The sequence below is a fragment of the Curvibacter sp. EU05-FHT14A10 genome (assembly GCF_058791075.1).
Genome location: NZ_JBYTDE010000004.1, coordinates 401027 through 426838 on the forward strand (window position 1 = coordinate 401027; position 25812 = coordinate 426838).

22 protein-coding genes and 1 other RNA gene are annotated in these 25812 nt (G+C 64.6%); 8 read left to right on the forward strand and 15 right to left on the reverse strand.

Annotated elements, in window-relative coordinates; genetic code table 11:
• Window position 1 precedes the first annotated feature (1 nt).
• The 4 genes from AC3WUT_RS10415 to AC3WUT_RS10430 all read right to left on the reverse strand — a co-directional run bounded on the left by AC3WUT_RS10415 (window position 2) and on the right by AC3WUT_RS10430 (window position 4675).
• Window positions 2-1648, reverse strand: coding sequence for a methyl-accepting chemotaxis protein (locus tag AC3WUT_RS10415; protein WP_492346999.1), 1647 nt, complete (start codon window positions 1646-1648; stop codon window positions 2-4).
• 160 nt (window positions 1649-1808) lie between these two features.
• Window positions 1809-3119: a TRAP transporter large permease gene (locus tag AC3WUT_RS10420; protein ID WP_492347000.1), complete on the reverse strand. Its 1311-nt coding sequence runs from the start codon at window positions 3117-3119 to the stop codon at window positions 1809-1811.
• A gap of 30 nt (window positions 3120-3149) precedes the next feature.
• Entirely contained in the window at window positions 3150-3683 is a 534-nt protein-coding gene (locus AC3WUT_RS10425) for a TRAP transporter small permease (protein ID WP_492347001.1), read from the reverse strand.
• Window positions 3683-4675, reverse strand: coding sequence for a TRAP transporter substrate-binding protein (locus AC3WUT_RS10430; RefSeq protein WP_492347002.1), 993 nt, complete (start codon window positions 4673-4675; stop codon window positions 3683-3685). The genes AC3WUT_RS10425 and AC3WUT_RS10430 overlap by 1 nt, the downstream gene beginning before the upstream one ends.
• A gap of 147 nt (window positions 4676-4822) precedes the next feature.
• Between AC3WUT_RS10430 and AC3WUT_RS10435 the strand changes: the two genes are divergently transcribed.
• From AC3WUT_RS10435 to pcp, 4 genes are read left to right on the forward strand one after another with little or no spacing between them, the layout of a single operon-like run.
• Window positions 4823-5371 carry a winged helix DNA-binding protein gene (locus AC3WUT_RS10435; protein WP_492347003.1) on the forward strand — a complete coding sequence of 183 codons (549 nt, stop codon included), beginning with the start codon at window positions 4823-4825 and terminating at the stop codon, window positions 5369-5371.
• Window positions 5372-5376: 5 nt separating this feature from the next.
• On the forward strand, window positions 5377-6108 hold the full coding sequence (locus AC3WUT_RS10440) for an aspartate/glutamate racemase family protein (RefSeq protein WP_492347004.1): 732 nt from the start codon (window positions 5377-5379) through the stop codon (window positions 6106-6108).
• Between the two features lie 2 nt (window positions 6109-6110).
• The gene (locus AC3WUT_RS10445) at window positions 6111-9803 is read left to right on the forward strand and encodes a hydantoinase B/oxoprolinase family protein (RefSeq protein ID WP_492347005.1); all 3693 of its coding nucleotides are present in this window, start codon (window positions 6111-6113) and stop codon (window positions 9801-9803) included.
• Window positions 9804-9818: 15 nt separating this feature from the next.
• On the forward strand, window positions 9819-10460 hold the full coding sequence (gene pcp / locus AC3WUT_RS10450) for a pyroglutamyl-peptidase I (protein WP_492347006.1): 642 nt from the start codon (window positions 9819-9821) through the stop codon (window positions 10458-10460).
• 60 nt (window positions 10461-10520) lie between these two features.
• Here the strand turns inward: pcp and AC3WUT_RS10455 are convergent, their stop codons facing one another.
• From AC3WUT_RS10455 to gyrA, 10 genes are all read right to left on the reverse strand, one after another.
• A complete protein-coding gene (locus tag AC3WUT_RS10455; protein WP_492347007.1) occupies window positions 10521-10856 on the reverse strand; it encodes a ComEA family DNA-binding protein in 336 nt (111 codons plus the stop codon).
• Between the two features lie 142 nt (window positions 10857-10998).
• Window positions 10999-12156, reverse strand: a complete 1158-nt coding sequence (gene lapB, locus AC3WUT_RS10460; RefSeq protein WP_492347008.1) for a lipopolysaccharide assembly protein LapB — start codon at window positions 12154-12156, stop codon at window positions 10999-11001.
• Window positions 12146-12472 (reverse strand): LapA family protein, encoded by a 327-nt coding sequence (locus AC3WUT_RS10465; protein ID WP_492347009.1) that lies wholly within the window; start codon window positions 12470-12472, stop codon window positions 12146-12148. Before AC3WUT_RS10465 ends, lapB begins: the two co-directional genes overlap by 11 nt.
• 82 nt (window positions 12473-12554) lie before the next feature.
• Window positions 12555-12863: an integration host factor subunit beta gene (locus AC3WUT_RS10470; RefSeq protein WP_027477601.1), complete on the reverse strand. Its 309-nt coding sequence runs from the start codon at window positions 12861-12863 to the stop codon at window positions 12555-12557.
• Window positions 12864-12942: 79 nt separating this feature from the next.
• Window positions 12943-14628 carry a 30S ribosomal protein S1 gene (rpsA, locus tag AC3WUT_RS10475; RefSeq protein ID WP_492347010.1) on the reverse strand — a complete coding sequence of 562 codons (1686 nt, stop codon included), beginning with the start codon at window positions 14626-14628 and terminating at the stop codon, window positions 12943-12945.
• Between the two features lie 214 nt (window positions 14629-14842).
• Window positions 14843-16855, reverse strand: coding sequence for a bifunctional 3-phosphoshikimate 1-carboxyvinyltransferase/cytidylate kinase (locus AC3WUT_RS10480; RefSeq protein ID WP_492347011.1), 2013 nt, complete (start codon window positions 16853-16855; stop codon window positions 14843-14845).
• Window positions 16855-17733, reverse strand: a complete 879-nt coding sequence (locus AC3WUT_RS10485; protein ID WP_492347012.1) for a prephenate dehydrogenase — start codon at window positions 17731-17733, stop codon at window positions 16855-16857. Before AC3WUT_RS10485 ends, AC3WUT_RS10480 begins: the two co-directional genes overlap by 1 nt.
• 30 nt (window positions 17734-17763) lie before the next feature.
• Window positions 17764-18870 (reverse strand): prephenate dehydratase, encoded by a 1107-nt coding sequence (gene pheA, locus AC3WUT_RS10490; RefSeq protein WP_492347013.1) that lies wholly within the window; start codon window positions 18868-18870, stop codon window positions 17764-17766.
• A gap of 25 nt (window positions 18871-18895) precedes the next feature.
• Window positions 18896-20002, reverse strand: a complete 1107-nt coding sequence (gene serC, locus AC3WUT_RS10495) for a 3-phosphoserine/phosphohydroxythreonine transaminase (RefSeq protein ID WP_492347014.1) — start codon at window positions 20000-20002, stop codon at window positions 18896-18898.
• A gap of 73 nt (window positions 20003-20075) precedes the next feature.
• The gene (gyrA, locus tag AC3WUT_RS10500) at window positions 20076-22730 is read right to left on the reverse strand and encodes a DNA gyrase subunit A (protein WP_492347015.1); all 2655 of its coding nucleotides are present in this window, start codon (window positions 22728-22730) and stop codon (window positions 20076-20078) included.
• A 224-nt stretch (window positions 22731-22954) separates the two neighbouring features.
• Here gyrA and ompA point away from each other — a divergent pair, with 224 nt between their 5' ends.
• From ompA to ssrA, 4 genes are all read left to right on the forward strand, one after another.
• Window positions 22955-23605 (forward strand): outer membrane protein OmpA, encoded by a 651-nt coding sequence (gene ompA / locus AC3WUT_RS10505; RefSeq protein WP_492347016.1) that lies wholly within the window; start codon window positions 22955-22957, stop codon window positions 23603-23605.
• Between the two features lie 72 nt (window positions 23606-23677).
• Window positions 23678-24412, forward strand: coding sequence for a bifunctional 2-polyprenyl-6-hydroxyphenol methylase/3-demethylubiquinol 3-O-methyltransferase UbiG (ubiG, locus tag AC3WUT_RS10510; protein WP_492347017.1), 735 nt, complete (start codon window positions 23678-23680; stop codon window positions 24410-24412).
• Window positions 24413-24432: 20 nt separating this feature from the next.
• Window positions 24433-25104 (forward strand): HAD family hydrolase, encoded by a 672-nt coding sequence (locus tag AC3WUT_RS10515; RefSeq protein WP_492347018.1) that lies wholly within the window; start codon window positions 24433-24435, stop codon window positions 25102-25104.
• 13 nt (window positions 25105-25117) lie between these two features.
• Window positions 25118-25494: a transfer-messenger RNA gene (ssrA, locus tag AC3WUT_RS10520) on the forward strand.
• On the opposite strand, the gene AC3WUT_RS10525 is transcribed toward ssrA, so the two are convergent.
• The gene (locus AC3WUT_RS10525) at window positions 25473-25811 is read right to left on the reverse strand and encodes a hypothetical protein (protein WP_492347019.1); all 339 of its coding nucleotides are present in this window, start codon (window positions 25809-25811) and stop codon (window positions 25473-25475) included. The two genes, ssrA and AC3WUT_RS10525, sit on opposite strands and share 22 nt — an antisense overlap.
• Window position 25812 lies beyond the last annotated feature (1 nt).

A 25812-nucleotide genomic window follows, 5' to 3' on the forward strand; every position in this document is an offset into this window, starting at 1 on the left:
CTCAACGGCCTTTCTGCAGGGTGAACTGCGCCATCGAAGCGCTCAGGCGGGTGGCCTGCTCGGTCAGGCTCTGAGCGGCGGCGGCGCCTTGTTCGACCAACGCGGCGTTCTGCTGGGTCATCTGATCCAGTTCGCCGATGGCTGAACTCACCCGGTGCAGTTCCTGCGTCTGCTCGGCGGTGGCGGCGCTCACTTCGGCCATCAGCGCGCTCACCTGCTGCACGCTGGCCACCAACTCATTCATGGTGTTACCCGCTGTGCCGACCAGGGTGGTACCGTCGCGCACCTTCTCGACGCTGGCACCGATCAGGTGCTTGATTTCGTGGGCCGCCGCGGCGCTGCGCTGGGCCAGGCTGCGCACCTCACCGGCCACCACGGCAAAGCCGCGGCCTTGTTCACCGGCCCGGGCGGCCTCGACGGCGGCGTTCAAGGCCAGGATATTGGTCTGGAAGGCAATGCCGTCGATCAGCCCCACGATTTCACCGATCTTCTGGCTGCGGGCCTGGATTTCGTTCATGGTGCCCACCACCTGCTGCACCACCGCCCCTCCGCGCCCGGCCACCTCGGTGGCAGCCCGCACCAGCGCCGTGGCCTGGTGGGTGTTCTCGGCATGGGTGCCGACCATGTGGCTGAGCTGGTCCATGCTGGCGGCGGTTTGTTGCAGCCGGCTGGCGGTGTGCTCGGTGCGTTGGCTCAGGTCCTGGTTGCCCAGGGCCACTTCAGCACTGGCCGTGTGGATGGACTCACCCGCATCGCGCACTTCCACCACCACCTGGTTGAGGGCGCCCACCATCCGGTTCAGGGCTTGCAGCAGGCTGCCGATCTCGTCCTGGCGCTGGTGGTCCATGCGCACGGTCAGGTCGCCCGCAGCCACGCGGGCCGCGGCGCGCGAGGCCTCGGCCAGCGGCTGCACGATGGAGCGGCGCAGCAGCCAGGCACAGGCCGCTGCCAGCAACAGCACTGCGGCAACGGCGATGGCGCTGATCCATTGGGCGCGTTGGGCATTGGCGATCATGCTGTCGGCATCGGCGCGCGCGCTGGCTTCCGACAGGCTCAGCAAGGTGTCCAGGCTGGTCAGGTAACTCTTCAGCACGGCCGCGTGATCGCTGATTTCCTTCTGGCTGATCACCTTGGACTCCAATGCGTTCTGCACCAGTTGTTGGCGCAGTTGCACATAGGCTGTCCGTTGCTTGAGGGCGCTCTCGACCGCCTGCTGGGTGGCGGCATCGGCACTGCCCGCCTGCTGCTGAATCGATTGGACCAGCGCATCGTCATGTTGCGCCTCGCTGCGCATTTCATTGGCCACCGGAAACACATCGTTCGAGCCCGTGGCCCGCAGCGCCAGTTCACCCAGCTTGATCGACTGGGTCTTCCAGTCGCGCACAGCGCGCTCCAGCGGCCAGCGTTGCTGGGCCAGACGCTGGGCCTGGGTGGTGGTGGCATCGCCGGTCAACCAGGTGGTTGCCCCCAGCAGGGCCACCGCCAGGCCCAGCAAGCCAAAGCTCAGGCCCAGCTTCTGGCCGATGCTGAAGCCATGGCGCGTGGTTGGGAGCGGCGGTGCTGAGGGCCCCGGGTTGTGGCTCAAGGGGCTGTTGCCTGGCTCAGGGCTCAGGCGGGGGTGGGCGTGCGAGGCGATGAGTTGGGTCATGCGAAATCGGGCGGGAGGTGGGATGGAATCAACAAAAAAGAAACTGCCAGAACCATGCCAGGTGAGGGGGTGGGAGGGTCGTGGCTGGGGCCTCAAAGCAAACAGCCCCAGGTCGCCAGGGCAAGGCGACGCGGGGCTGTTGACCCAAGGCCGGGAGGGGCTATTTCTCTTTGCCCATCACCAGATCCGGCAGGATGGTGACGATGTCAGGGAACACTGTGATCAGCACGATGCACACCACCAGGCAGGCAAAGAAGGGGATTGCGGCCTTGGCGATCACGTTGCTGTCCTTGCCCGTCATGTTCTGCAACACGAACAGGTTGAAGCCCACCGGTGGCGTGACCTCGGCGATCTCAACCAGCAGCACAATGAAGATGCCGAACCAGACCAGATCGAAGCCCGCCTTCTGGATCATGGGCAGCACCACCGCGCTGGTGAGCACGATCATGCTGATGCCGTCCAGGGCCGTGCCCAACACCAGGTACACCACCACCAGCACGCTGATCAGCGCAAAGGGCGACAGGTGCATCGACTCGACCCACTCGGCCAGCTCGCGCGGGATGCCGGTGAACGCCATGGTCTTGGTCAGGAAGGCGGCGCCTGCCAGGATGAACATGATCATGCAACTGGTGCGCGTGGTGCCCATCAGCCCTTCCTTGAAGTTCTGCCAGGTCAGCGAGCGGCTCCACAAGGCCAGGCCCAGTGAGCCCATCACGCCGTAGGCTGCGCATTCGGTGGCGGTGGCATAGCCGGCAATCAGCACCCAGCAGATGAACACGATCAGGGCCGCACAAGGGATCAGGTTGCCCGATTGGCGCAGCTTCTGCATGAAGCTGCTGGGCGGGTCGGCTGCAGGCACCTTGTCGGGGTGGCGCAGGCTCCACCAGCCGATGTAGCCCGAGAACAGACCCATCAGCAAAAAGCCCGGCAGAAAGCCAGCCAGAAAGATGCGGATGATCGAAGCATCTGCCGCCACCGCGTACACCACCATGGTGATCGAGGGCGGAATCAGAATGCCCAGTGTGCCGGCCGTGGCCAGCGAGCCCAGGGCCAGCTTCTCGTCGTAGCCGCGTTTCATCAGTTCAGGCAAGGCCACTTTCGAGATCGTGGCGCAGGTGGCTGCAGACGAGCCGGACACCGAGCCAAAGATGCCGCACCCCAGGATGGTGGTGTGCATCAGGCGGCCTGGAACCCGGTTGAGCCAAGGGCGCAGGCCCTCGAACATTTCTTCGCTGAGCTTGGTCCGGAACAGGATTTCACCCATCCAGATGAACAGGGGCAGGGCCGCGAGCTCCCAGCTGGCATTGCTTTCCCAGAAGGCTGAGAACAGGTTCTTGCCCGGCGCCGTGCTGGTGAAGAAAGCCTGACCGACCCAGCCGCAGATGGCCAGTGTCATGGCGATCCAGACGCCGCCCGACAGCAGCACCATCATGAGCAGCAGCAAGATGCCACCCACCATCAATATATCCATGTTGTACTTTCGTTATGGAGGGGGACGTGCTCAAACTTCGGACGAGAAGTCGCCGCGCGCATGGCGCTCTTCGACCTCGCGCACAAAGGTGGGCACGCCGCCGCGCAGCACGATCAGCAGTTCGTCCACCACGGCCACCAGCAGCAGCACCGAGCCGATGGCAAAGCTCATCTGCGGGATCCACATCGGGATGGGCAGCAGGCCTTGGGCAATGTCGTTGAACTCCCAGCTTTCGTAGGTGAACTGGCAGGCCGACCAGGCCAGGTAGGCCGTGGCCACCGAGCCGATCACCAGCGACAGGATCTCCAGCATGCGGCGCTGGCGGCTGGGTACCTTTTCCAGCAGCAGCGTCACACGCACAAAATCGCCGTGCTTGAAGGCATGGGGCATGGCAAAGAAGGCCGCAGCGGCACAGAACCAGGCCACCACGTCGTTCATGGCGCCGGTGCGCACGCCGAATTCACGCAGCACGCTCTGCGCGATCATCAGCAAGCAGATCAGCGCGATGAAACTGGCGCCCAGGGCGCCGCTGGCAAGGTAGAGGCGGTCGAGAAAGCGTCGCATCATTTCTTGGCCGCAGGGGCGGACTTGCGGTAGGCGGCAACAATGGCTTCACCGTCCGGGCCAGCCCGCTTGATCCAGTCGCTCAGCATGATGTCGCCCACCTGCTTGAGGTCAGCGGTCAGCTTGGCCGGCGGCGGCATGATCTTCATGCCCTTTTCGGCCAGGGCCTTTTTGTACCAGTCGTTCTTTTCCTGGCTCAAGGCCCAGCCGCGGGTCTCGGCCTCAGCGGCGGCCTTGGTCACCGCGGCCTGGGTGGCGGGGTCGAGGGCATCAAAGGATTTCTTGTTGACGATGATGGCGTCCTTGGGCAGCCAGGCCTGGGTGTCGTACCAGTACTTCAGGCTTTCGTAGGTCTTCGAGTCATAGCCCGTCGAGCCCGAGCTCATGTAGCTTTCAATCACGCCGGTGGCCAGGGCCTGCGACAGCTCGGCGGCCTGGATGGTCACGGGCTGGGCGCCGATCAGCTCAGCCACCTTGGCGGTGGCCGGGCTGTAGGCGCGCCACTTGATGCCGCGCAGGTCGGCCACCGAGGCGATCTCTTTCTTGGTGTAGATGCCTTGCGGGGGCCATGGCACGGTGTAGAGCAGCTTCATGCCCTGGGCATTCAGCAGCTTTTCCAGCACGGGCTTCTGGGCGTCATACAGGCGCTTGGATTCGGCGTACGACGAGGCCAGGAAAGGCACGCCATCGGTGCCGTAGATGGGGTTTTCGTTTTCGAAGTTGGCCAGCAGGATCTCACCGATCTGAGCCTGGCCCCCTTGCACGGCGCGCTTGATTTCGTTGGCCTTGAACAGCGAGGCATTCGCGTGCACAGTCAGCTTGAGCTTGCCGCCCGTGGCTTTGTCCACGTCCTGGGCAAAGTGGCTCAGGTTTTCGACATGAAAGTTGTTGGCGGGGTAGGCGGTGGGCAGATCCCATTTGGTCTGCGCCATGGTGGCGCCGGACGCCAGCACCAAACTGAGAGCCGTGAAAGAGAAATAGCGACGCTTCATGTGTGCTCCGGAAAAAAGTTTGACGTGAATGTAATCGGCCGGCAGATCGGCATCATGGGGGTAATTACTTAATGTCAATAAAACGTTAGTAAATTGTCATGGTGCTGCCTACAATCTGAGCATGCAACATCAATGCCAACCGGGAGGATGACCATGACAGCCAAGCCCACCGCTTCCCCCGCAGGCGCCACCGAGCGCGCCCTCATTGTGTCCTCTGCGCATCTGGTTTCCGAGCAGAGCGCCGAGATGAGCGAGTTCGAGTTCGGGCTGGTGGTGGCTGGCAATGCATTCCACCGCTGGATCGTGCATTGCATGAGTGCCGCCGGGCTGAAGGACCTGACCCCGCTGGATGTGTTGGTGTTACATCACGTGACACATCGTGCCCGCAACAAGCGCCTGGCCGACATCTGTTTCATCATGAATGTCGAGGACACCCACCTCATCAACTACTCGTTGAAGAAGCTGCAGAACCTGGGGGTGGTGATGGCCAGCAAGAACGGCAAAGAAGTGACCTACGCCTGCACCGAAGAAGGGCTGGCCCGGGTGGCCCGCTACCGGGAGATCCGGGAGTCGTGCCTGATTGGTGCCTTGCAGGCCGACGATGCACTGAATCGGGACATCGGCGATCTGGCGCGGCTGCTGCGCGTGCTCTCGGGCATGTACGACCAGGCAGCCCGAGCGGCGGCCTCGCTGTGAACCCCATGGCAGCGCCAAGACGGCTGGGCTTGATCCTGCTGGACACGCGCTTCCCGCGCTTGCCGGGCGACTTGGGGCGGCCCGACAGCTACCCCTGGCCCGTGATCACTCAGGTCGTGCCAGGCGCTGTGCCGGCCCAGGTGGTGTGCTCGGCGCAGGCCTTGCGTGACAGCGGGCTGGCTGAACGTTTTGTGGCAGCGGCGCGCCAATTGGTGGCTGACGGGGCGGATGCCATCACCACCAGCTGCGGCTTTCTGGTGCTGCTGCAGGCGCAGCTTCAGGCCTCGGTTCCCGTGCCGGTGCTGAGCTCCAGCCTGCTGGCCTTGCCCGCGCTGTTGGTCCGCCAGCCCCGTGTGGGGGTCTTGACCATCCGCGCCGATCGGCTGGGCCCCGAGCACCTGAGGGCCGCGGGGGTGCCTGCCGACCGCCTGGGCCACGTGGTCTTGCAAGACCTGCCCGAGGACGGGCATTTTGTGACCTCGATTCTGGGCAATGCCATCGCCCTTGACGAAGCCCGTGCCCGCCTCGAGGTGGTGCAGGCGGCGCAGGCTTTGCAGGCCCGGGCCCCGGATCTGCGCCAGGTGGTGTTGGAATGCACCAACCTGCCGCCCTATGCCCAGGCTGTGGCCGACGCCACAGCCTGGCAACTGAGTACCTTGCTGCAATCCCGTCGCCTGTTGGGCGATCGGGCGCTGGCGCAAGCCCCCTTCATCAACCCACTTGAAGCCGACTTCTGACCATGCAAGCCTCTGTCTCGACCCCTCCCCATCGCTGGCAATTCTGGATTGATCGTGGGGGCACCTTCACCGACATCGTGGCGCGCAAGCCACTGGCTGATGGGGGCTTTACCCTGGTCACGCACAAGCTGCTGTCTGAAAACCCCGAGCAATACCGCGATGCGGCGGTGGCGGGTATTCGCCATCTGCTGGGCTTGAAGGCCGGCGAGCCGATCACGCCCGAGCAGGTTGAATGCGTGAAGATGGGCACCACCGTGGCCACCAATGCGCTGCTGGAGCGCAAGGGCGAGCCCACGCTGCTGGTGACTACCCGGGGCTTTCGCGATGCCTTGCGCATCGCCTACCAGAACCGGCCGCGCCTGTTTGACCGCCACATCGTATTGCCCGAGTTGCTGTACACCGAGGTCATCGAAGCCGACGAGCGTGTGGGTGCTCAGGGTGAGCTGGTGCAGGCGCTCGACGAAGCCCGTCTGCGCGCCGACCTGCAGGCCGCTCACGACCGGGGGCTGCGCAGTGTCGCGATTGTCTTCATGCATGGGTACCGTTACACCGCCCATGAGAAAGCCGCCCAGGCCCTGGCGGCCGCGATCGGCTTCACGCAGATCAGCAGCTCGCACGAAACCAGCCCGCTGATGAAATTCGTCAGCCGTGGCGACACCACGGTGGTGGACGCCTACCTGTCGCCCATCCTGCGCCGCTATGTGGACCAGGTGGCCTCTGAAATGCCGGGTGTGCGCCTGTTCTTTATGCAGTCGTCGGGCGGTCTGACCGATGCCCACGTGTTCCAGGGCAAGGATGCGATCCTTTCCGGCCCGGCCGGGGGCATTGTGGGCATGGCCCGCACCGCCGGGTTGGCAGGTCATGACGATGTGATCGGTTTTGACATGGGGGGCACCTCCACCGACGTCAGCCACTTCCGGGGCGGCCTGCAAGGTGAATTTGAGCGTGAGTTCGAAACCCAGGTGGCTGGGGTGCGCATGCGCGCGCCCATGATGAGCATCCACACCGTGGCGGCTGGTGGCGGCTCGATCCTGCAGTTTGATGGCGCGCGCTTCCGGGTGGGCCCTGAAAGCGCCGGGGCCAACCCCGGCCCGGCCAGCTACCGCCGTGGCGGCCCCTTGGCCGTGACCGATGCGAACGTGATGGTGGGCAAGGTGCAGCCACGCTATTTCCCGTCGGTGTTCGGCCCGCAGGCCAACGAGCGGCTGGATGCCGAGGTGGTGCAGCAGCGCTTTGCCGAGCTGGCCCAGCGCGCCGGACGCACGGCCGAAGAGGTGGCCGAAGGCTTCATCCAGATCGCGGTACAGCAGATGGCCAATGCGATCAAGAAGATCTCGGTGGCGCGGGGCTATGACGTCACCCGCTACACCCTGCAGTGCTTTGGCGGTGCGGGCGGGCAGCACGCCTGCCTGGTGGCCGATGCCCTGGGCATGACTCGGGTGTTTGTGCACCCGCTGGCCGGTGTGTTGTCGGCCTATGGCATGGGCCTGGCCGACCAGAGCCTGATCCGCGAACAGGCGGTGGAATCGCGTCTGCAGGCCGAGGCCCTGCCCGACATCCAGGCCCGGCTGGACGCCCTGGCCCAGGGGGCCGAGACCGAGCTGGGCCGCCAGCAGGTCAGCGCCGGCGGCATCACCACCCACCGCCGCGTTCATGTGCGCTATGAGGGCAGCGATTCGGCCCTGGTGGTGGCGTATCGGCTCGGCGACACGGCTGAGCAGACGCTGGCGGCCATCCAGGCGGGCTTCGAGCAGGCTTACCGGCAACGCTTTGCCTTCCTGATGGTGGGCAAGGGCCTGGTGGTCGAGGCCGTGTCGGTCGAATCGGTGGTGGCTGGCGATGCCCCTGCCGAGCCGCGCCATGCCCTGAACCCGGTGCGCGAGGTGCCGCGCCGCGAAACCGTGCGCATGTACTCGGGTGGCCAGTGGCACGATGCCGCCCTGGTGGTGCGTGAAGACCTGCGTCCGGGCGATGTGATCCCGGGGCCGGCCATCATTGCCGAGAAGAACGCCACCACCATCGTCGAGCCGGGTTGGGAGGCCGCGCTCACGGCCCTGGACCACCTGGTGCTGGAGCGCCGGGAGGCGCGGGCCATCACCTACGCAGCCGGCACCACGGCCGATCCGGTGCTGCTGGAAGTGTTCAACAACCTCTTCATGAACATCGCCGAGCAGATGGGGTTGCAACTGCAGAACACCGCCTATTCGGTGAACATCAAGGAGCGGCTGGATTTCAGCTGTGCCTTGTTCGATGCCGCAGGCAACCTGATTGCGAATGCACCGCACATGCCGGTCCACCTGGGTTCGATGGGCGAGAGCATCAAGACCGTCATTCGCGAAAACGCCGGTCGCATGCAGCCCGGCGACGTGTACGTCCTGAACGACCCTTACCACGGCGGTACCCACCTGCCCGATGTGACGGTGATCACCCCGGTCTACCTGGCCCAGGCCGCCGACGAGCAGCCGCTGTTCTATGTGGGCTCGCGTGGGCACCACGCCGACATCGGGGGCATCACGCCCGGCTCGATGCCCCCGTTCTCGACCCGCATCGAAGAAGAGGGCGTGCAGATCAACAACTTCAAGCTGGTCGATCGTGGTGCCTTGCGCGAGGCCGAAATGGTGGCCCTGCTGCAAAGTGGCGAATACCCCAGCCGCAATCCGGCCCAGAACCTGGCCGATTTGAAAGCGCAGATCGCTGCCAACGAAAAAGGCGTGCAGGAGCTGCGCAAGATGGTGGCCCAGTTCGGGCTGGACGTGGTGCAGGCCTACATGGGCCACGTGCAGGACAACGCCGAAGAATCGGTGCGCCGGGCCATCACCCGCCTCAAGGACGGGCGCTTCACCCTGCCGCTGGACAATGGCGCCCAGATCGCCGTCAGCATCCGCGTGAACGGGGCCGAGCGCAGCGCCGAGATCGACTTCACCGGCACCAGTGAGCAGCAGATCAACAACTTCAACGCCCCCACGGCGGTCTGCATGGCCGCGGTGCTGTACGTGTTCCGGACCCTGGTGGACGACGACATCCCGCTCAATGCAGGCTGCCTGAAGCCGCTGAAGGTGATCATCCCCGAGGGCTCGATGCTGAGCCCCCGCCCGCCGGCCTCGGTGGTGGCGGGCAATGTGGAAACCTCCACCTGCATCACCAACGCCTTGATTGGCGCCCTGGGCCTGATGGGGGCCAGCCAGTGCACGGTGAACAACTTCACTTTCGGCAACGCACGCTACCAGTACTACGAAACCATCAGCGGTGGCAGCGGCGCCGGTGCGGTGTTTGATGCCCAGGGCCAGGTCGCGGGCGGCTTCGACGGCACCAGCGTGGTCCAGACGCACATGACCAATTCGCGCATGACCGATCCAGAGGTGCTTGAGTTCCGCTACCCGGTGCGCCTGGAAAGCTACGAGATCCGCCAGGGATCGGGCGGTGCCGGGCGCTGGCATGGCGGCAACGGTGGCGTCCGCCGCTTGCGCTTCCTGGAAGACATGACCGCCAGCATCCTGTCCAACGGCCGCCTGCGCGGTGCCTTTGGCATGGCCGGTGGCGAGGCCGGTGCCGTGGGCGTGAATCGCGTGCTGCGCAGCGACGGTCGTGTCGAGACACTGGAGCACATCGGCCAGGCCGAGATGAAGGCCGGCGATGTGTTCGAGATCCAGACCCCCGGCGGCGGTGGCTACGGCGTGGCCGACGCGGCCCGCTGAACAGGCAAGGCCACCATGTTCGGCACGGTCTTGCTCACAGGCTTCGAGCCCTTTGGTGGGGACCCGCTCAACCCCTCCTGGGAGGTGGCGCGCCAACTGGACGGCTGCGTGCTGGCCGGCGGGCAGCGTGTGCAGGCGCTGCAACTGCCCTGTGTTTTCAGCACGGCGTGGCCGGTGCTGCGCCAGGCCATCGAGGCCGGGCCTGCCCCCTTGCTGGTCATGGCGCTGGGCCTCGCGGCCTCACGCACCGAGTTGTGCATGGAGCGGGTCGCGCTGAATTGGGTGGATGCGCGCATCCCCGACAACGCGGGTGAGCAGCCGTTGGATCAGCCCATCCTGCCCGAGGCACCGCTGGCCTGGCGCAGTCGCCTGCCGGTGAAGGCCATGGTGCAGGCCATGCAGGCCGTGGGCGCACCTGCGGCGGTGTCCTATACCGCCGGCACCTTTGTGTGCAATCAATTGCTGTTTCTGTTGAGTGACTACCTGGAGCAGCACCCGGGCCTGCGTGGGGGCTTCATGCATGTGCCGCCGTTCGGCCATGAGGCAGGGCAGGGGGGCGTGCCCATCGATGTGCAGCTCAAGGCCGTGCAAGCGGCTCTGGAGGCCGCGCTGGCCCACCAGCACGATGCCGTGATGGTGGGGGGTACCCTCGACTGAAGGGGCCCGTGGGGTCAGATGGCCCCGTTTGGGGCTGCGGCCTCACAGCGCTGAACAGCATCAGGGCTTGCTGCCCTCCGGCTCGGGTGTGCCGGGGTAGGCCTGACCCTGCACAGTCAGTCCTTGATGTGAAAGCTGCCGGGCCCGGCGCGGGCCGATACCAGGCACGCGGCGGATCAGTTCCGACCAATCGGCGAAGGGGCTTTGCTGGCGCTGGCTCAGGATTTTTTGCGACAGGGCCGGCCCCACATGCAGCAGGCTGTCAAGCTGGGCCTCGCTGGCCTGGTTGATTTCGAGCTCGGCATGGGCCGTTGTCCCCAGAAACAGGCTCAGGGCCCAGGCGCCGAGCAGGGTGCGAATCAGTGGCCGGCAGCCGTGCCGCAACAGATTGGACATGGGGGGCTCTCCAGGAGGTGGCGAAGCCTTTGATTAGAGGCGTGCTGCTGCCCCCCTGGGGGCTTGCACCGCCACGCCAATGGTGTGCGGTTGAAAACCCCGTTCAAGCGTCTTTCAGACAACGCCCGAGTGGACACTCAGCTCACAGTTCCTCGACCCGCTGGGCCGGGTAGCTGTCCCAGGATTGGCAGCCCGGGCATTGCCAGAAGTACTGCTTGGCTTCAAAGCCGCATGCCGCGCAGCGGTAGCGGACCAGCGGCTTGGCCGCGTGGTCGAGGGCGCGTTGCACCTGGGGGTGGAACTGCTCGTGGCTGAGCTGCTCCCCGGCCAGCCAGCGCGCGGCGGCCACCAGTGAAGGCTCTTTGTCCAAGTGTTGCACGTAGCGCTCGCGGGCCACTTCACTTGGTACGCCCTGGGCCTGGCTCAGGGTGACCAGCGCTTCCAGCAGGTCCAGTGAAGGGTGTTCCTGGTAGATGGCGTCGAGCTGGGCCAGGGTCTCCGGGCCGCGCTTGGCGGCCTGGGCGCAGTCAGCCCACAGGGGCGCTGCCAGCGAGAGGTGGCTGGGGGCCACGCGGGCCATGTGCTGCAAGGTGTCGCAGGCGTCGCTGTGCAGGCCTTGCAGGGCCTGCAGGCGGGCCGTTTCGATGTAGGCGCGCGGGGCCTCGGGGGCTGTGGTGCGGGCTTCCGCCAAGCGTTCCAGCGCGCCCGGCACATCCTGTTGCGCCACCAGGCTGAGGGCCTGCTCACACAGGTAATGGGCCTGGCGGGCATTGAAGCGACCTTGGCCAGCCTGGTCCATGCGCTGGGCAATGCCGGCAGCCTGGGGCCAGTCGCGCGAGCGTTCGCAGATGGCCAGCAGGGCCAGGCGGGCCTGGCTCTCGAAGGGGGTGCCCTCCAGCTTGTGCAGCGCCGCTTCGGCACGGTCCAGCAGGCCGGCTTTCAGGAAGTCGAGGGCCAGCGCGTGCTGAGCACGCTCACGGTCGGTGCGGCTCAGGTCGGCGCGGCTGAGCAGGTGCTCGTGCACGCGCACGGCGCGTTCGTACTCGCCACGCCGCCTGAACAGGTTGCCTAGGGCAAAGTGCAGCTCCGAGGTGTCCGGATCGTTTTGGACGGCTTCGATGAAGGCGTCGATGGCTTGATCCTGTTGCTCGTTCAGCAGAAAGTTCAGGCCCTTGAAATAGGCTTTGGGCGCCTGGCGGTTTTCCAGGCGCAATTGGCGGATATCGAAGCGTGAGGCGCCCCATCCCAGCACAAAGGCCAGCGGCAGGCCCAGCAAGAGCCAGCTGAGATCAAATTCCATGAGGGGGTTCGTGCTCGTCGACAGAGGGTGGGGGGGCCACCGGGGCTTGAGGAGGGGCTGCCTGGGCGGCCGGCTGTTGGGCGGTTTGATCCTGGTGCTTGCGTGCGGCACTGCGGTGTTTCCACCATCGGGGCACCATGCCCAGCACGCCCGCCACCACACCCAGCGTGAAGGCGGACAGTACCACCAGAACCAGCGGCGCCCGCCATTGGGTGCCGAAGAAGAAGTGGACGGTTGCGTCTTGCTGGTTGTTCAGCGCGAAGGCAAACAGGGTAAAAAAAATGGCTGCCTTGAGCAGCCACATGAGGTATTTCATTCATCTCCTCAGTGACGAGGAGATTCTAACGAGGGATGACCGGCATGCAGGCCTTGCTGCATCGTCGGGGCATCACTTCGGGTCACTTGGGCTCTTGGCCCAGTTCCTCGGTGCGCTTGTCCACGGCTTCACGCAGGGCCTTGCCCGGCTTGAAGTGGGGCACGCGCTTGCTCGGGATGGCCACGCTTTCGCCGCTGCGCGGGTTGCGACCCATGCGGGGCGGGCGGTGGTTGATCGAGAAGCTGCCGAAGCCACGGATCTCGATCCGGTGGCCACGCACCAGTGCATCGCCCAGGGCGTCAAGAATGGTCTTGACGGCGTGTTCGGCGTCCCGGTGTGTCAATTGGCTGAACCGGTTGGCCAGCTCTTCAACAAGGTCGGATCGGGTCATGGGTTCAGTCTGAAAAAGAAAAAGGGCCGGTTTTGCAACATGTGCAAAACCGGCCCCGGGGCCGGCTGATCCGTCAGGATCAGTTGTTGCCGCCGTCCAGCTTGGCGCGCAGCAGAGCGCCCAGGCTGGTGGTGCCGGCGCTTTCGCGGGCCGATTGCTGGCTCAGCGAAGCCATGGCTTCTTGCTGGTCAGCAGCGTCCTTGGCCTTGATCGACAGCTGGATGTTGCGGGTCTTGCGATCCACGTTCACCACCACAGCGGTCACTTCGTCGCCTTCCTTCAGCACGTTGCGAGCGTCTTCCACGCGGTCACGCGAGATTTCGCTGACGCGCAGGTAGCCGACGATGTCTTCGCCCAGATCGATTTCAGCGCCACGGGCATCAACCGTCTTGACCTTGCCGGTCACGGTCTGGCCCTTGTCGTTCACGGTCACGAAGGTGGTGAACGGGTCGGAGTCGAGCTGCTTGATGCCCAGGGAGATGCGTTCGCGGTCCACGTCCACGGCCAACACGATGGCTTCGACTTCTTGGCCCTTCTTGTAGTTGCGGACAGCGGCTTCGCCAGCTTCGTTCCACGACAGGTCGGACAGGTGAACCAGGCCGTCGATGCCGGCAGCCAGACCCACGAACACGCCGAAGTCGGTGATCGACTTGATCGGGCCCTTGACGCGGTCGCCGCGCTTGGTGTTTTGCGCGAACTCTTGCCACGGGTTGGCCTTGCACTGCTTCATGCCCAGGCTGATGCGGCGCTTGTCTTCGTCGATTTCCAGAACCATGACTTCGACTTCGTCGCCCAGGGTGACCAGCTTGCTGGGGGCGATGTTCTTGTTGGTCCAGTCCATTTCGGAGACGTGCACCAGGCCTTCGATGCCGGGTTCGAGTTCAACAAACGCGCCGTAGTCGGCGATGTTGGTGATCTTGCCGAACAGGCGAGTGCCTTGCGGGTAGCGACGGTTGACGCCCATCCAAGGATCGTCGCCCATTTGCTTGAGGCCCAGGGACACGCGGTTCTTTTCGGTGTCGAACTTGAGGATCTTGGCAGTGATTTCTTGGCCGGCTTGCACCACTTCGCTCGGGTGGCGGACACGGCGCCATGCCATGTCGGTGATGTGCAGCAGACCGTCGATGCCGCCCAGGTCAACGAATGCACCGTATTCGGTGATGTTCTTGACCACGCCATTGACGATGGAGCCTTCTTTCAGGGTTTCCATCAGCTTGGCGCGCTCTTCGCCCATCGAGGCTTCGACCACGGCACGGCGCGACAGCACGACGTTGTTGCGCTTGCGATCCAGCTTGATGACCTTGAATTCCAGGGTCTTGTTTTCGAAGGGCGACAGGTCCTTGATCGGACGGGTGTCGATCAGCGAACCCGGCAGGAAGGCGCGGATGCCGTTGACCAGGACGGTCAGACCGCCCTTGACCTTGCCGCTGGTGGTGCCGGTGACGAATTCGCCGGATTCCAGGGCCTTTTCCAGGGCCAGCCACGAGGCCAGACGCTTGGCCTTGTCGCGCGACAGGATGGTGTCGCCGTAGCCGTTTTCGATGGCGTCGATGGCCACCGACACGAAGTCACCCACTTGGACTTCGACTTCGCCCTTGTCGTTCTTGAACTCTTCCAGAGGCACATAGGCCTCCGACTTGAGGCCAGCGTTCACGACCACGAAGCTGTGCTCGATGCGCACGACTTCGGCGGTAATGACTTCGCCTGCACGCATTTCAGAGCGTTGCAGAGATTCTTCAAAAAGGGCGGCAAAAGATTCAGACATGAAATTTCCTAGTCCGCAAGCAGGAAATGCGAAGGCACCATTGCCATCGCTAGGGGCTGATTGCGGCGGTTTTTTGCGGGCTGACCCGCGGGTTACGTTGACGAACCCCACCGCCTGTGCGCTGACGCGCGAAGGGGGCTGTGGGGGCCTTCACCGGCCGTGCTATGTCAATGACAATGACAATGACAATGACAATCGCACGGCTCGGTTTTGCTCAGGTGGCGGCTGTGGGGCCGATGGCCTGGCGTTGCAGCCAGCCTTTCAACACCTGAGACACCGATTCTTCGATGGTCAACTCGGAGTTGTCGAGCAACTGCGCATCAGGCGCGGGCTTCAAAGGGGCGACAGCCCGGTTTTGATCCCGGGCGTCACGGGCTTCGAGGTCCGCGCGCAACTCGCTGAGATTAGCAGAGATCCCTTTTGAAATCAATTGCTTGTAGCGGCGCTCGGCGCGGCATGCCGCGCTGGCCGTCATGTAGAGCTTGTAGGGGGCGTCTGGAAAGATCACCGTGCCCATGTCGCGGCCGTCAGCCACCAGACCCGGCAGGGCGCGGAAGCTGTGCTGCAGGTCCACCAGGGCCAGGCGCACTGCGGGCAGGGCCGAGACCTTGGAGGCGTTCATGCCGGCTTCTTCGGTGCGGATGGCTTCGGTCACATCGTCGTTGCCGAGCCACACCTTGCCATCGTCAAAGCGCACCGGCAGGGTGCGGGCCAGCTCGGCAATCGCTGTTTCGTGCTCGGTGCTGATGGTCAGGCCGGCGCGCAGCGCGGCCAGCGCGGTGATGCGGTACATGGCCCCCGAATCCAGAAAGTGGTAGCCCAGGCGGGCGGCCACCGCCGCTGCCACGGTGCCCTTGCCCGAAGCCGTGGGGCCGTCGATGCAGATCACCGGGATGCGTTGGGCCGGGGTGCTGACCAGGTCGAACAAGGCCTCGAAATAGTCCGGGAAGGTCTTGGCCACGCACTTGGGGTCTTCGATGCGCACGCTGACGCCATCGGGGTTGAAGGCCGCCAGCGAGAAGCACATGGCCACGCGGTGGTCGTCGTAGGTGTGGATGCTGGCGCTGCGCCATTGGCCTGCAGGCAGCGGGTGCACGCGCAACCAGTCGGGGCCTTCTTCAACCGTGGCGCCCAGCTTGCCCAGTTCGGCTGCCATGGCGGCGATGCGGTCGGTTTCCTTGACACGCCAGCTCGCGATGTTGCGCAAGGTGGTGGGGGCGTCGGCATACAAGGCCATCACGGCCAGTGTCATGGCAGCGTCGGGGATGTGATTGCAGTCGAGGTCGATGCCCTTCAGCGGCCAGTGTTGGCGCGAGATCTCCAGCCAGTTGGCCCCGCCATCCACCTGGGCGCCCATCAGGCGCGCCGCCTCCACAAAACGGATGTCGCCCTGGATCGAGTCCAGCCCCACGCCCTGGATACGCACCTTGCCGCCCACCTGATGGGGCTGGGCCAGGGCGCCCAGCGCCACAAAATAGCTGGCCGAAGAAGCATCGGCTTCGACGTGGATGTCACCGGGCGACCGGTAGCGGCTGCCCGCCGGGATCGTGAAGCGGGCCCAGCCCTCGCGCTGCACCTGGATGCCGAAACGTTGCAGCAGGTTGAGTGTGATCTCGATGTAGGGCTTGCTGATCAGCTCGCCCACCACCTCGATCACGATGTTCTGCGTGGCCGCCAGCGGCAGGGCCATCAGCAAGGCCGTGAGGAACTGGCTGGACACATCGCCTCGCACGGGGATGGGGCGATCGAGCTGAAGCTTGGGCGGGTGGATGTGCAGCGGGGGGTAGCCCTCATTGCCGGTGTAGTCGATCTGGCAGCCGAGCTCGCGCAGGGCGTCGACCAGGTCGCCGATCGGGCGCTCGTGCATGCGCTTCACGCCGCTCAGCTCGAAATCACCGCCCAGCAGGGCCAGCGCGGCCGTGAGCGGACGCATGGCGGTGCCGGCATTGCCCATGAAGAGCTTGGCCTGGCGTTGACCCAGTTGCCCGCCCAGGCCGTCGATCTCGAGCACGCTGCCTTGCTGGCGCAGGCCGCAGCCCAGAGTGCGCAGCGCATCGAGCATCACGCGGGTGTCGTCCGAATCGAGCAGATCATGGATGCGCGTGGTGCCCGCACTCAGGGCCGCCAGCAGCAGCACGCGGTTGGAGATGCTTTTCGAGCCGGGCAGGGTGACGGCGCCGCCAGCACTGGCGAGCGGGGGCAGGTCGAGGAATTCGGTGCTGAACATTATTTGGCGGTGCGGGGGGCTGCCAGGCGCCATTGGGCACGGACCTGGCTGGCGCGGTCGATGAGGGATTCCAGGGCGGGGCCCTGATCGGCTTCAAGTTGGGCTTCAAACTCGGCCAGTGCGGCCTTGAAGTGGCGCATCTGGGTCAACAGCTCTTGCCGGTTGGAGCGCAGGATGTCGCGCCACACCTTGGGGTCGCTGGCCGCAATGCGGGTGAAATCCCGGAACCCGGGGCCACCCAAGGCCAGAAAATCGTCACCCGTCGGCTGGTTGGCAATGCCGTTGATGTAGGCAAACGCCAGCAGGTGGGGCAGATGGCTGACCGCCGCAAAGGCGGCATCGTGCTGCTCGGGCGACATGTGGATCACCTGCGAGCCGATCGCCGTCCACACCGTGGCGGCCTTTTGAAGGTGGGCCGTCAGCGTTTTTTCGAGCGGCGTCAGGATGACCTGGCGGCCTTTGTACAGGTCGGCATCGGCATGCTCGATGCCCGACACCTCTTTGCCCGCAATCGGGTGGGCCGGCACAAACGAGCCGATCTGGTCGCGCAAGGCCGTGCGGGCCGCCTGCACCACGTCGGTCTTGGTGGAGCCCACGTCCATGATCAGCATGTCGGGCGTGACCAGGTGCTTGATGGCCTTGAGCGTGGCCTCGGTGGCCGACACCGGCACCGCCACGATCACGATGTCGGCCCCGGCCACGGCCAGCAGTGCCGAGGGTGCGGCCAGGTCGATCACGCCCATCTGGCGGGCTTTTTCGGTGGTGGAGGGCGACTTGCTGTAGCCCACCACCCGCTTGACCAGGCCTGCACGCTTGAGGGCCAGCGCAAACGAGCCGCCCATCAGGCCGCAGCCGATCAGGCCCAGTTGCTCAAACATGGCCTGCTCCGGTGTGGGGTGTGGGCGTCATCAGGCAGCCCCGACGGGGTAGGAGCCCAGCACCTTGTAGAAGGCGCACAGGCCGCTCAACTCTTCGAGGGCCTTGGCCACGTTGGGTTGCGAGGGGTGGCCATCGAGGTCGATGTAGAAGTAGTACTCCCAGTGGCCGGTGCGCGCCGGGCGCGATTCAAAGCGGGTCATCGACACGCCATGGGTCTTCAGCGGCACCAGCAGGTCGTGCACTGCGCCGGGCCGGTTGGGCACCGAAACCACCAGGCTGGTGCAGTCGCGGCCCGTGGCAGGTGGGGTGGCCAGGGTCTGCGGCAAGGCGATCACGGCAAAGCGCGTGCGGTTGTAGGCCTCGTCCTGGATGGCGTGGGCCACGATGTGCAGGCCGAACAAGGTGGCGGCGCGCTCGCTGGCCAGGCCGGCCCAGGCCGGGTTGGTGGCCGCCAGGCGGGCGCCCTCGGCGTTGCTGGACACCGGGCGGCGTTCGGCATGGGGCAGGTGCTTGGACAGCCAGGCCTGGCACTGCGCCAGAGCCTGCGGGTGGGCCAGCACGGCTTCGATGCCATCGAGCGAGGCGCTCTGGCGCAGCAGGTTGTGCCGCACCAGCAGGCTGACCTCGCCGATCACATGGGTGGGGGTGTGCAGGAACAGGTCGAGCGAGCGGGTGACCACGCCCTCGACCGAGTTCTCGACCCCCACCACGCCGTACTGGGCGCTGCCCGCGGCCGTGGCGTGGAACACCTCGTCAAAGTTGGCGCAGTACATCAGGTCGGCGGCACCGCCAAAGAACTCGATGGCGGCCTGCTCGCAAAAGGTACCGGCAGGGCCCAGCACGGCCACGCGCTGCGGTGACTCCAGGGCCAGGCAGGCCGACATGATCTCGCGCCAGATGGCGGCCACATGCTCATCCTTGAGCGGGCCGGGGTTGGCGGTCTTGATCTTTTCGATCACCTGGGCCACGCGGTCGGGGCGGAAGAAGGGCGTGCCTTCGCGCTTCTTGACCTCGCCCACCTGTTCGGCCACATGGGCACGCTGGTTGAGCAGGCTGAGCAGTTGCTGGTCGAGCGAGTCGATCTGGACGCGCAACTCACCCAGGGTGGGCAAAGGGGCGTTGGAGGGCTGGGTCATGACGGTGTCTCTGGGCTTGGGGCGCTCAGGCCTTGGTTTTTTCGAATTCGCGCAGGTAGTCGACCAGCGCCTGCACGCCGGCCAGCGGCATGGCGTTGTAGATGCTGGCCCGCATGCCGCCCACCGACTTGTGGCCCTTGAGCTGCAGCAGCCCGCGTGCCTTGGCGCCGGCCAGGAAGGCGTCGTTCAGTGATTCGTCGCGCAGGCGGAAAGGCACGTTCATGCGCGAGCGGCCTTCGAGGGCCACCGGGTTGGTGTAGAGCTGCGACTGGTCGAGGAAGCCGTACAGCAGCTCGGCCTTGGCCTTGTTGCGGGCCTCCATGGCGGCCACGCCGCTCAGGCCGGCTTCGGTCTGGCGCTTGAGCCATTGGAAGGTCAGGCCGGCGATGTAGATGCCGTAGGTGGGTGGCGTGTTGTACATCGACTGGTTGTCGGCCACCAACTTGTAGTCAAAAGCGCTTGGGCAGGCCTTGAGCGCATGGCCCAGCAGGTCTTCGCGCACCACCACCAGGGTCAGGCCGGCGGGGCCGATGTTCTTCTGTGCGCCGCCAAAGGCCATGCCCACGCGGCTCCAGTCGACCGGGCGCGACGCGACGTGCGACGAGAAATCGATCACCAGCGGGGCGTCGCAGCCCAGGGCCTTCAGATCGGGCAGCTCTTGAAACTCCACGCCGTGGATGGTCTCGTTGCTGCACAGGTGCACATAACGCGGCGCCTTGCTGAGCTGCCAGCTGGCCGGGGCCGGCAGGCTGGTGTGGCCGTCGGCCTGGTTGCTGGCGGCAATGTGCACCTCGCAGTACTTGCCCGCTTCTTTCTGGCTTTTGTCGCTCCAGGCGCCGGTCACCACAAAGTCAGCCGATTCGCCGCGCGACAGGTTCAGCGGCACGATGGCGTTCTCAGCCAGGCCACCGCCCTGCATGAACAGGATCTTGAAGTTCGCCGGCACCGCCAGCAACTCGCGCAGGTCGGCTTCGGCCTGTTCGTAGATGCTGATGAACTCTTTGCCGCGGTGGCTCATCTCCATGACGCTCATGCCGCTGCCGTGCCAGTCGAGCATTTCGGCGGCAGCTTGCTGCAGCACCTCTTCGGGGATCGCGGCCGGGCCGGCCGAGAAGTTGTAGGGACGCGTCATGAACAGAACCTGTAACAAAAAGACCCGGGGCCCAGCGGGCCCCGGCGGGTGGGCATCAAAAGGCGCTTGCGGGTCAGGCCTCGCCGGTGGGCTCAGTACCCTCTTCGCCGTCGGCACTGTCTGCGCCATCGGCTGCCGGGGCATTGGCATCGTTTTCAACAATGCGCTGCAGGCCGGACAGGCGTGAGCCTTCGTCCAGCGCGATCAGGGTCACGCCTTGGGTGGCACGGCCCAGTTCGCGGATCTCGCCCACGCGGGTGCGCACCAGCACGCCCTTGTCGGTGATCAGCATGATCTCGTCATCGGCATGCACCAGCGTGGCGGCCACCACCTTGCCGTTGCGCTCGCTTTGCTGGATGGCAATCATGCCCTTGGTGCCGCGACCGTGGCGGGTGTACTCGGTAATCGAGGTGCGCTTGCCGTAACCGTTTTCGGTGGCGGTGAGCACGCTTTGCTGCTCGTCTTCGGCCACCAACATGGCGATCACGCGCTGGTGTTCTTCGAGCATCATGCCGCGCACGCCGCGCGTCTGACGGCCCATCTGGCGCACGTCGTTTTCGTCAAAGCGCACCGCCTTGCCGCCGTCGCTGAACAGCATCACGTCGTGCTTGCCGTCGGTCAGCGCAGCACCGATCAGAAAATCGCCCTCGTCCAGGTTCACGGCAATGATGCCGCCCTTGCGCGGGTTGCTGAACTCGTCCAGCGGGGTCTTCTTCACGGTGCCCATGCTGGTGGCCATGAAGATGAAGTGATCGGCCGGGAAGCTGCGGTTTTCACCGGTCAGCGGCAGCACCACGTTGATCTTTTCGCCTTCGGCCAGCGGGAACATGTTGACGATCGGGCGGCCACGCGAGCCGCGCGAACCGGCCGGTACCTCCCACACCTTGAGCCAGTACATGCGGCCGCGGTTGGAGAAGCACAGGATGTAGTCGTGCGTGTTGGCAATGAAGAGCTGGTCAATCCAGTCGTCTTCCTTGGTGGCGGTGGCCTGCTTGCCGCGGCCCCCCCGCTTTTGCGAGCGGTACTCGGACAGCGGCTGGCTCTTGATGTAGCCGCTGTGGCTGAGCGTGACCACCATGTCGGTGGGCGTGATCAGGTCTTCGGTGCTCAGGTCTTGGGCGCTGTGCTCGATCTCGCTGCGGCGTGCGCCCAGCTTGGTCTGGCCGAACTCGGTCTTCACCACGCTCAGTTCGTCGCCGATGATGGTCGACACGCGCTCTGGCTTGGACAGGATGTCGAGGAAATCATCGATCTCGGCCATCACGTCCTTGTACTCGGCCACGATCTTGTCCTGCTCCAGGCCGGTCAGGCGCTGCAGTCGCATCTGCAGAATCTCTTGGGCCTGGGTTTCAGAGAGGCGGTACAGGCCGTCGGCCTGCATGCCGAACTGCAGCTCCAGCCCGTCGGGGCGGTAGTCGTCGGCGTTGACCACGCCACCGTCGGCACGGGTGCGGGTCAGCATCTCGCGCACCAGCTTGCTGTCCCAGCTCTTGAGCATCAGCTCGGCCTTGGCCACCGGCGGGGTGGGGGCGTTGCGGATGATGGCGATGAAATCGTCGATGTTGGCCAGCGCCACGGCCAGGCCTTCCAGCACGTGGCCGCGCTCGCGGGCCTTGCGCAGGTTGAAGATCGTGCGGCGTGTCACCACCTCGCGGCGGTGCTGCAGGAAGACCTCGATCAGGTCCTTCAGGTTGCAGAGCTTGGGCTGGCCATCGATCAGGGCCACCATGTTCATGCCGAAGGTATCCTGCAGCTGGGTCTGCTTGTACAGGTTGTTCAGCACCACCTCGGGCACTTCACCGCGCTTGAGCTCGATCACCAGGCGCATGCCTGATTTGTCGGACTCATCCTGGATGTGGCTGATGCCCTCGATCTTCTTTTCGTGAACCAACTCGGCCATGCGCTCTTGCAGGGTCTTCTTGTTCACCTGGTAGGGCAGCTCGTCCACGATGATGGCCTGGCGCTGGCCGCGGTCGATGTCCTCAAAGTGGCAGCGCGCGCGCATCACCACCTTGCCGCGCCCGGTGCGGTAGCCGTCCTTGACGCCGTTGATGCCGTAAATAATGCCGGCCGTTGGGAAGTCAGGCGCCGGGATGATCTCCATCAGGTCATCCACCGTGGTCTCGGGGTGGCGCAGCATGTGCAGGCAGGCATCCACCACCTCATTGAGGTTGTGCGGCGGGATGTTGGTCGCCATGCCCACCGCGATACCGGCCGAGCCGTTCACCAACAGGTTGGGCAAGCGGCTGGGCAGCACCAGGGGTTCTTTTTCGCTGCCGTCGTAATTGGGCCCGAAATCGACGGTTTCCTTGTCGATGTCAGCCAGCATCTCGTGGGCGATCTTGGCCAGGCGGATTTCGGTGTACCGCATCGCTGCCGCGTTGTCGCCGTCCACCGATCCAAAATTACCTTGACCATCCACCAACATATGGCGCAAGGAAAAATCCTGGGCCATGCGCACAATGGTGTCGTACACCGCGCTGTCACCGTGCGGGTGGTATTTACCGATCACGTCGCCCACGATACGCGCCGACTTCTTGTAGGGCCGGTTCCAGTCGTTGTTCAACTCGTGCATGGCAAAAAGCACGCGCCGGTGAACTGGCTTCAAGCCGTCTCTGGCATCGGGCAGCGCACGCCCCACAATCACGCTCATCGCGTAATCGAGGTAGCTGCGCCGCATTTCCTCTTCGAGACTGATGGGCAGAGTTTCTTTGGCGAACTGGGTCATGAGAGGTGGTGTTTGCGGCAGGAAAGGCTCATTTTACGGGCAACGCCCTGTCGCGAACTAGCAACAAACCGTGCATATTGCGCGCTTGTCCTGCACGCAGCTTGAGCCAGACCCTGAGCCGCGGCGGACGGGTGTGGCACAATTTAAACAACGTTTTTGGTGGTGGTCACTGGAAGCGTACGTATTTGCCGCGCGGCTGCGGCTTTTTCCCCAAGAGGAGAACCATGAAGAAACTGAACAAAGTGGCGATGTTGTTTGCCTCCGCTGCCCTTGCAACCGCTGCTGGCGCTCAAACCGTCGACAACTGGAAAAACGGCACCGGCGAACTCGTCTGGAAGAACGGCACCAACGAACTGTGCTGGCGTGATGCCAACTGGACCCCGGCAACTGCCGTGGCTGGTTGCGATGGCGCTATCGCTCCGAAGGCTGCTCCGGCTGCTGCTCCTGCCGCTGCCCCCGCAGCTGCTCCGGCCGCTCCGAAGGCTGCCGCTCCTGCTGCCGCTCCGGCCGCAGTCGCTGCAACCAAGGTGACCTACGCTGCTGACGCTTTCTTCGACTTCGACAAGTCGGTTCTGAAGGCCGAAGGCAAGGCTAAGCTGGACGATCTGGTCGGCAAGGTCAAGGGCATCAACCTGGAAGTCATCATCGCCGTCGGCCACACCGACTCGGTGGGCTCGGTGGCCTACAACCAGAAGCTGTCGGTTCGCCGCGCTGAAGCCGTGAAGGCTTATCTGGTGTCCAAGGGCATCGAAAAGAACCGCGTGTACACCGAAGGCAAGGGCAAGAGCCAGCCTGTGGCTGACAACAAGACCGCCGAAGGCCGCGCCAAGAACCGTCGCGTGGAAATCGAAGTGGTTGGCACCCGCGCCAAGTAATCCCCTTCGGGTTACAACAAAAAGCCCCGGCAACGGGGCTTTTTTTATGTCTGCTTGAATCACAATTGCCCCATGACTGAAGCACAGACCTCCGCGCCCACCCTCAATGCCGACCCGGCCGAACTGGCCAAGTTTTCAGATCTGGCCCACCGCTGGTGGGACCCCGAAAGCGAGTTTCGCCCCCTGCACCAGCTCAACCCGCTGCGCCTGGACTGGATCAACGCCCAGGCCCCGCTGGTCGGGCGCAAGGTGGTCGACATCGGCTGCGGCGGCGGCATTCTGTCCGATTCAATGGCCCGCAAAGGCGCCGACGTGCTGGGCATCGACCTCGCCTCGAAGGCGCTGCGCGTGGCCCAGCTGCATGCACTCGAAGCCGGCACCACCGGCGTGCAATACCGAGAAATCAGCGCCGAAGCCCTGGCCCTGGAGCAACCCGGCCAGTTTGACGTGGTCACCTGCATGGAAATGCTCGAGCACGTGCCCGACCCCGCTTCGGTTGTGCAAGCCTGCGCCACCCTGGTCAAGCCCGGTGGGCATGTGTTCTTCTCCAGCATCAACCGCAATGCCAAGGCCTTTTTGCTGGCCATCGTGGGCGCCGAATACGTGCTGAACCTGCTGCCCCGCGGCACCCACGAATACGCCAAGCTGGTGCGTCCCAGCGAGCTGGCCGCCTACTCGCGTGCCGCCGGCCTTGATTGGCAGCAAACCCGCGGCCTGGGCTACAACCCACTCACCCGCCGGTACTGGCTGAACGACGACACCAGCGTGAACTACATGGTCTCGACCCGCCGCTCCACCGCCGCCTGAAGCAGAAGAAGGCCCCCTGCATGTTGTTTGACCCCACCCTTCAAGCCGTTCTGTTTGACCTGGACGGCACCCTGATCGACAGCGCCCCCGACCTGGGCGCCGCCGCCGACCAGATGCGCCTGGCCCGCGGCCTGCCATCGCTGCCCTACGAGCGCTACCGCCCCATGGCCGGCGCCGGGGCTCGCGGCATGCTGGGCGAGGCCTTTGGCGTGACCCCCGACCACCCCGACTTTGCCGCCCTGCGCGAAGAGTTCTTTCAAAACTACGAAAGCCGCCTGACCCAGGCCACCACCATCTTTGATGGCGTGCCCGAGCTGCTGGCCCAACTGGTGGGCCGCCAACTGCTTTGGGGCGTGGTCACCAACAAGTCGGCCCGCTTTACTGAGCCGCTCACCCGCGCCATGCCGCTGTTCAGCACCGCCTCGGCCATCGTCAGCGGCGACACCACCCCCCACGCCAAACCCCACCCCGAGCCCCTGTTTGAAGCCGCCCGCCGCCTGGGCGTGCCCCCCGAAAAATGCTTGTACGTGGGCGACGACGAGCGCGACATCATCGCCGGCCTGGCCGCCGGCATGGGCACCGTGGCCGCCTGCTACGGCTACCTGGGCCAGCGCACCGACACCGCTCAGTGGGGCGCCCACGCCGAAATTAAATCTCCGCTCGAGCTCTTGCAATGGCTGCCCGCAGCCTAAAATAGAGAACTCTGGGGCTGCACTGGTTTCGACGTGGGTTCGGACGCGCAGCAGGGCATGTCGAGGTTCAGTCACCTCGTTAAACAGCTGAAAAAAACTAACTGCAAACGACGAACGTTTCGCACTCGCCGCTTAAACACCGGTGAGCCTCACAACAGTCGGCCAATGGGCTGGGCAAGGGTGCCGCAAGGCGTCCAGGCTGTGGGGTAATTTTCATTGGCTGGCTCTGTGTCGGGTACCTTGGCATGGGGCGAGAAAGTAGGGTGCTGGCGTCTTGTACAGCGTGCGACTGCGCGGTACAGGGTGTGAGACTCAAATCAGATCGCTAAACATGTAGAACTGTTCGAAGAAGGCTTGCGGACGGGGGTTCAAATCCCCCCAGCTCCACCAACATAACGGCTAAGGGCGCTCATCAATATCTGGTGAGTGCCCTTTTTCTTTGGGGCCATCTCTTTCCCATGTCGTTGCGTGATGGCCATGGTTCCAACAACCTCTTTGCATGCGCAGGTTAAGGGAATCTTTTTACCGTTGAGGGCAGCGGCTGTCTTCCGGCGGATGAGCTTGCACATCTGGCGATGCTGTGGCGACATGAATATGGGCCATCTGCTTGCAACAAGTCTGTCCGTTGCCGCCGCATAATTGACCTTTTTAAAAAAATAAAGCTGAACCTTGCAGTGGTCATTAGTGATCTTTGCAAGGCTAGGCAAT

Coding starts and splice junctions, on each gene's coding strand:
- AC3WUT_RS10435 (WP_492347003.1), top strand. CDS start 4,823: ATGACCATGACAGCCAAGCCCACCGCTTCCCCCGCAGGCGCCACCGAG.
- AC3WUT_RS10440 (WP_492347004.1), top strand. CDS start 5,377: ATGGCAGCGCCAAGACGGCTGGGCTTGATCCTGCTGGACACGCGCTTC.
- pcp (WP_492347006.1), top strand. CDS start 9,819: ATGTTCGGCACGGTCTTGCTCACAGGCTTCGAGCCCTTTGGTGGGGAC.
- AC3WUT_RS10485 (WP_492347012.1), bottom strand. CDS start 17,733: ATGTTTGAGCAACTGGGCCTGATCGGCTGCGGCCTGATGGGCGGCTCG.
- ubiG (WP_492347017.1), top strand. CDS start 23,678: ATGACTGAAGCACAGACCTCCGCGCCCACCCTCAATGCCGACCCGGCC.
- AC3WUT_RS10425 (WP_492347001.1), bottom strand. CDS start 3,683: ATGCGACGCTTTCTCGACCGCCTCTACCTTGCCAGCGGCGCCCTGGGC.
- AC3WUT_RS10515 (WP_492347018.1), top strand. CDS start 24,433: ATGTTGTTTGACCCCACCCTTCAAGCCGTTCTGTTTGACCTGGACGGC.
- gyrA (WP_492347015.1), bottom strand. CDS start 22,730: ATGACCCAGTTCGCCAAAGAAACTCTGCCCATCAGTCTCGAAGAGGAA.
- lapB (WP_492347008.1), bottom strand. CDS start 12,156: ATGGAATTTGATCTCAGCTGGCTCTTGCTGGGCCTGCCGCTGGCCTTT.
- AC3WUT_RS10420 (WP_492347000.1), bottom strand. CDS start 3,119: ATGGATATATTGATGGTGGGTGGCATCTTGCTGCTGCTCATGATGGTG.
- ompA (WP_492347016.1), top strand. CDS start 22,955: ATGAAGAAACTGAACAAAGTGGCGATGTTGTTTGCCTCCGCTGCCCTT.
- AC3WUT_RS10445 (WP_492347005.1), top strand. CDS start 6,111: ATGCAAGCCTCTGTCTCGACCCCTCCCCATCGCTGGCAATTCTGGATT.
- serC (WP_492347014.1), bottom strand. CDS start 20,002: ATGACGCGTCCCTACAACTTCTCGGCCGGCCCGGCCGCGATCCCCGAA.
- AC3WUT_RS10430 (WP_492347002.1), bottom strand. CDS start 4,675: ATGAAGCGTCGCTATTTCTCTTTCACGGCTCTCAGTTTGGTGCTGGCG.
- rpsA (WP_492347010.1), bottom strand. CDS start 14,628: ATGTCTGAATCTTTTGCCGCCCTTTTTGAAGAATCTCTGCAACGCTCT.
- AC3WUT_RS10455 (WP_492347007.1), bottom strand. CDS start 10,856: ATGTCCAATCTGTTGCGGCACGGCTGCCGGCCACTGATTCGCACCCTG.
- pheA (WP_492347013.1), bottom strand. CDS start 18,870: ATGACCCAGCCCTCCAACGCCCCTTTGCCCACCCTGGGTGAGTTGCGC.
- AC3WUT_RS10480 (WP_492347011.1), bottom strand. CDS start 16,855: ATGTTCAGCACCGAATTCCTCGACCTGCCCCCGCTCGCCAGTGCTGGC.
- AC3WUT_RS10415 (WP_492346999.1), bottom strand. CDS start 1,648: ATGACCCAACTCATCGCCTCGCACGCCCACCCCCGCCTGAGCCCTGAG.
- AC3WUT_RS10465 (WP_492347009.1), bottom strand. CDS start 12,472: ATGAAATACCTCATGTGGCTGCTCAAGGCAGCCATTTTTTTTACCCTG.
- AC3WUT_RS10470 (WP_027477601.1), bottom strand. CDS start 12,863: ATGACCCGATCCGACCTTGTTGAAGAGCTGGCCAACCGGTTCAGCCAA.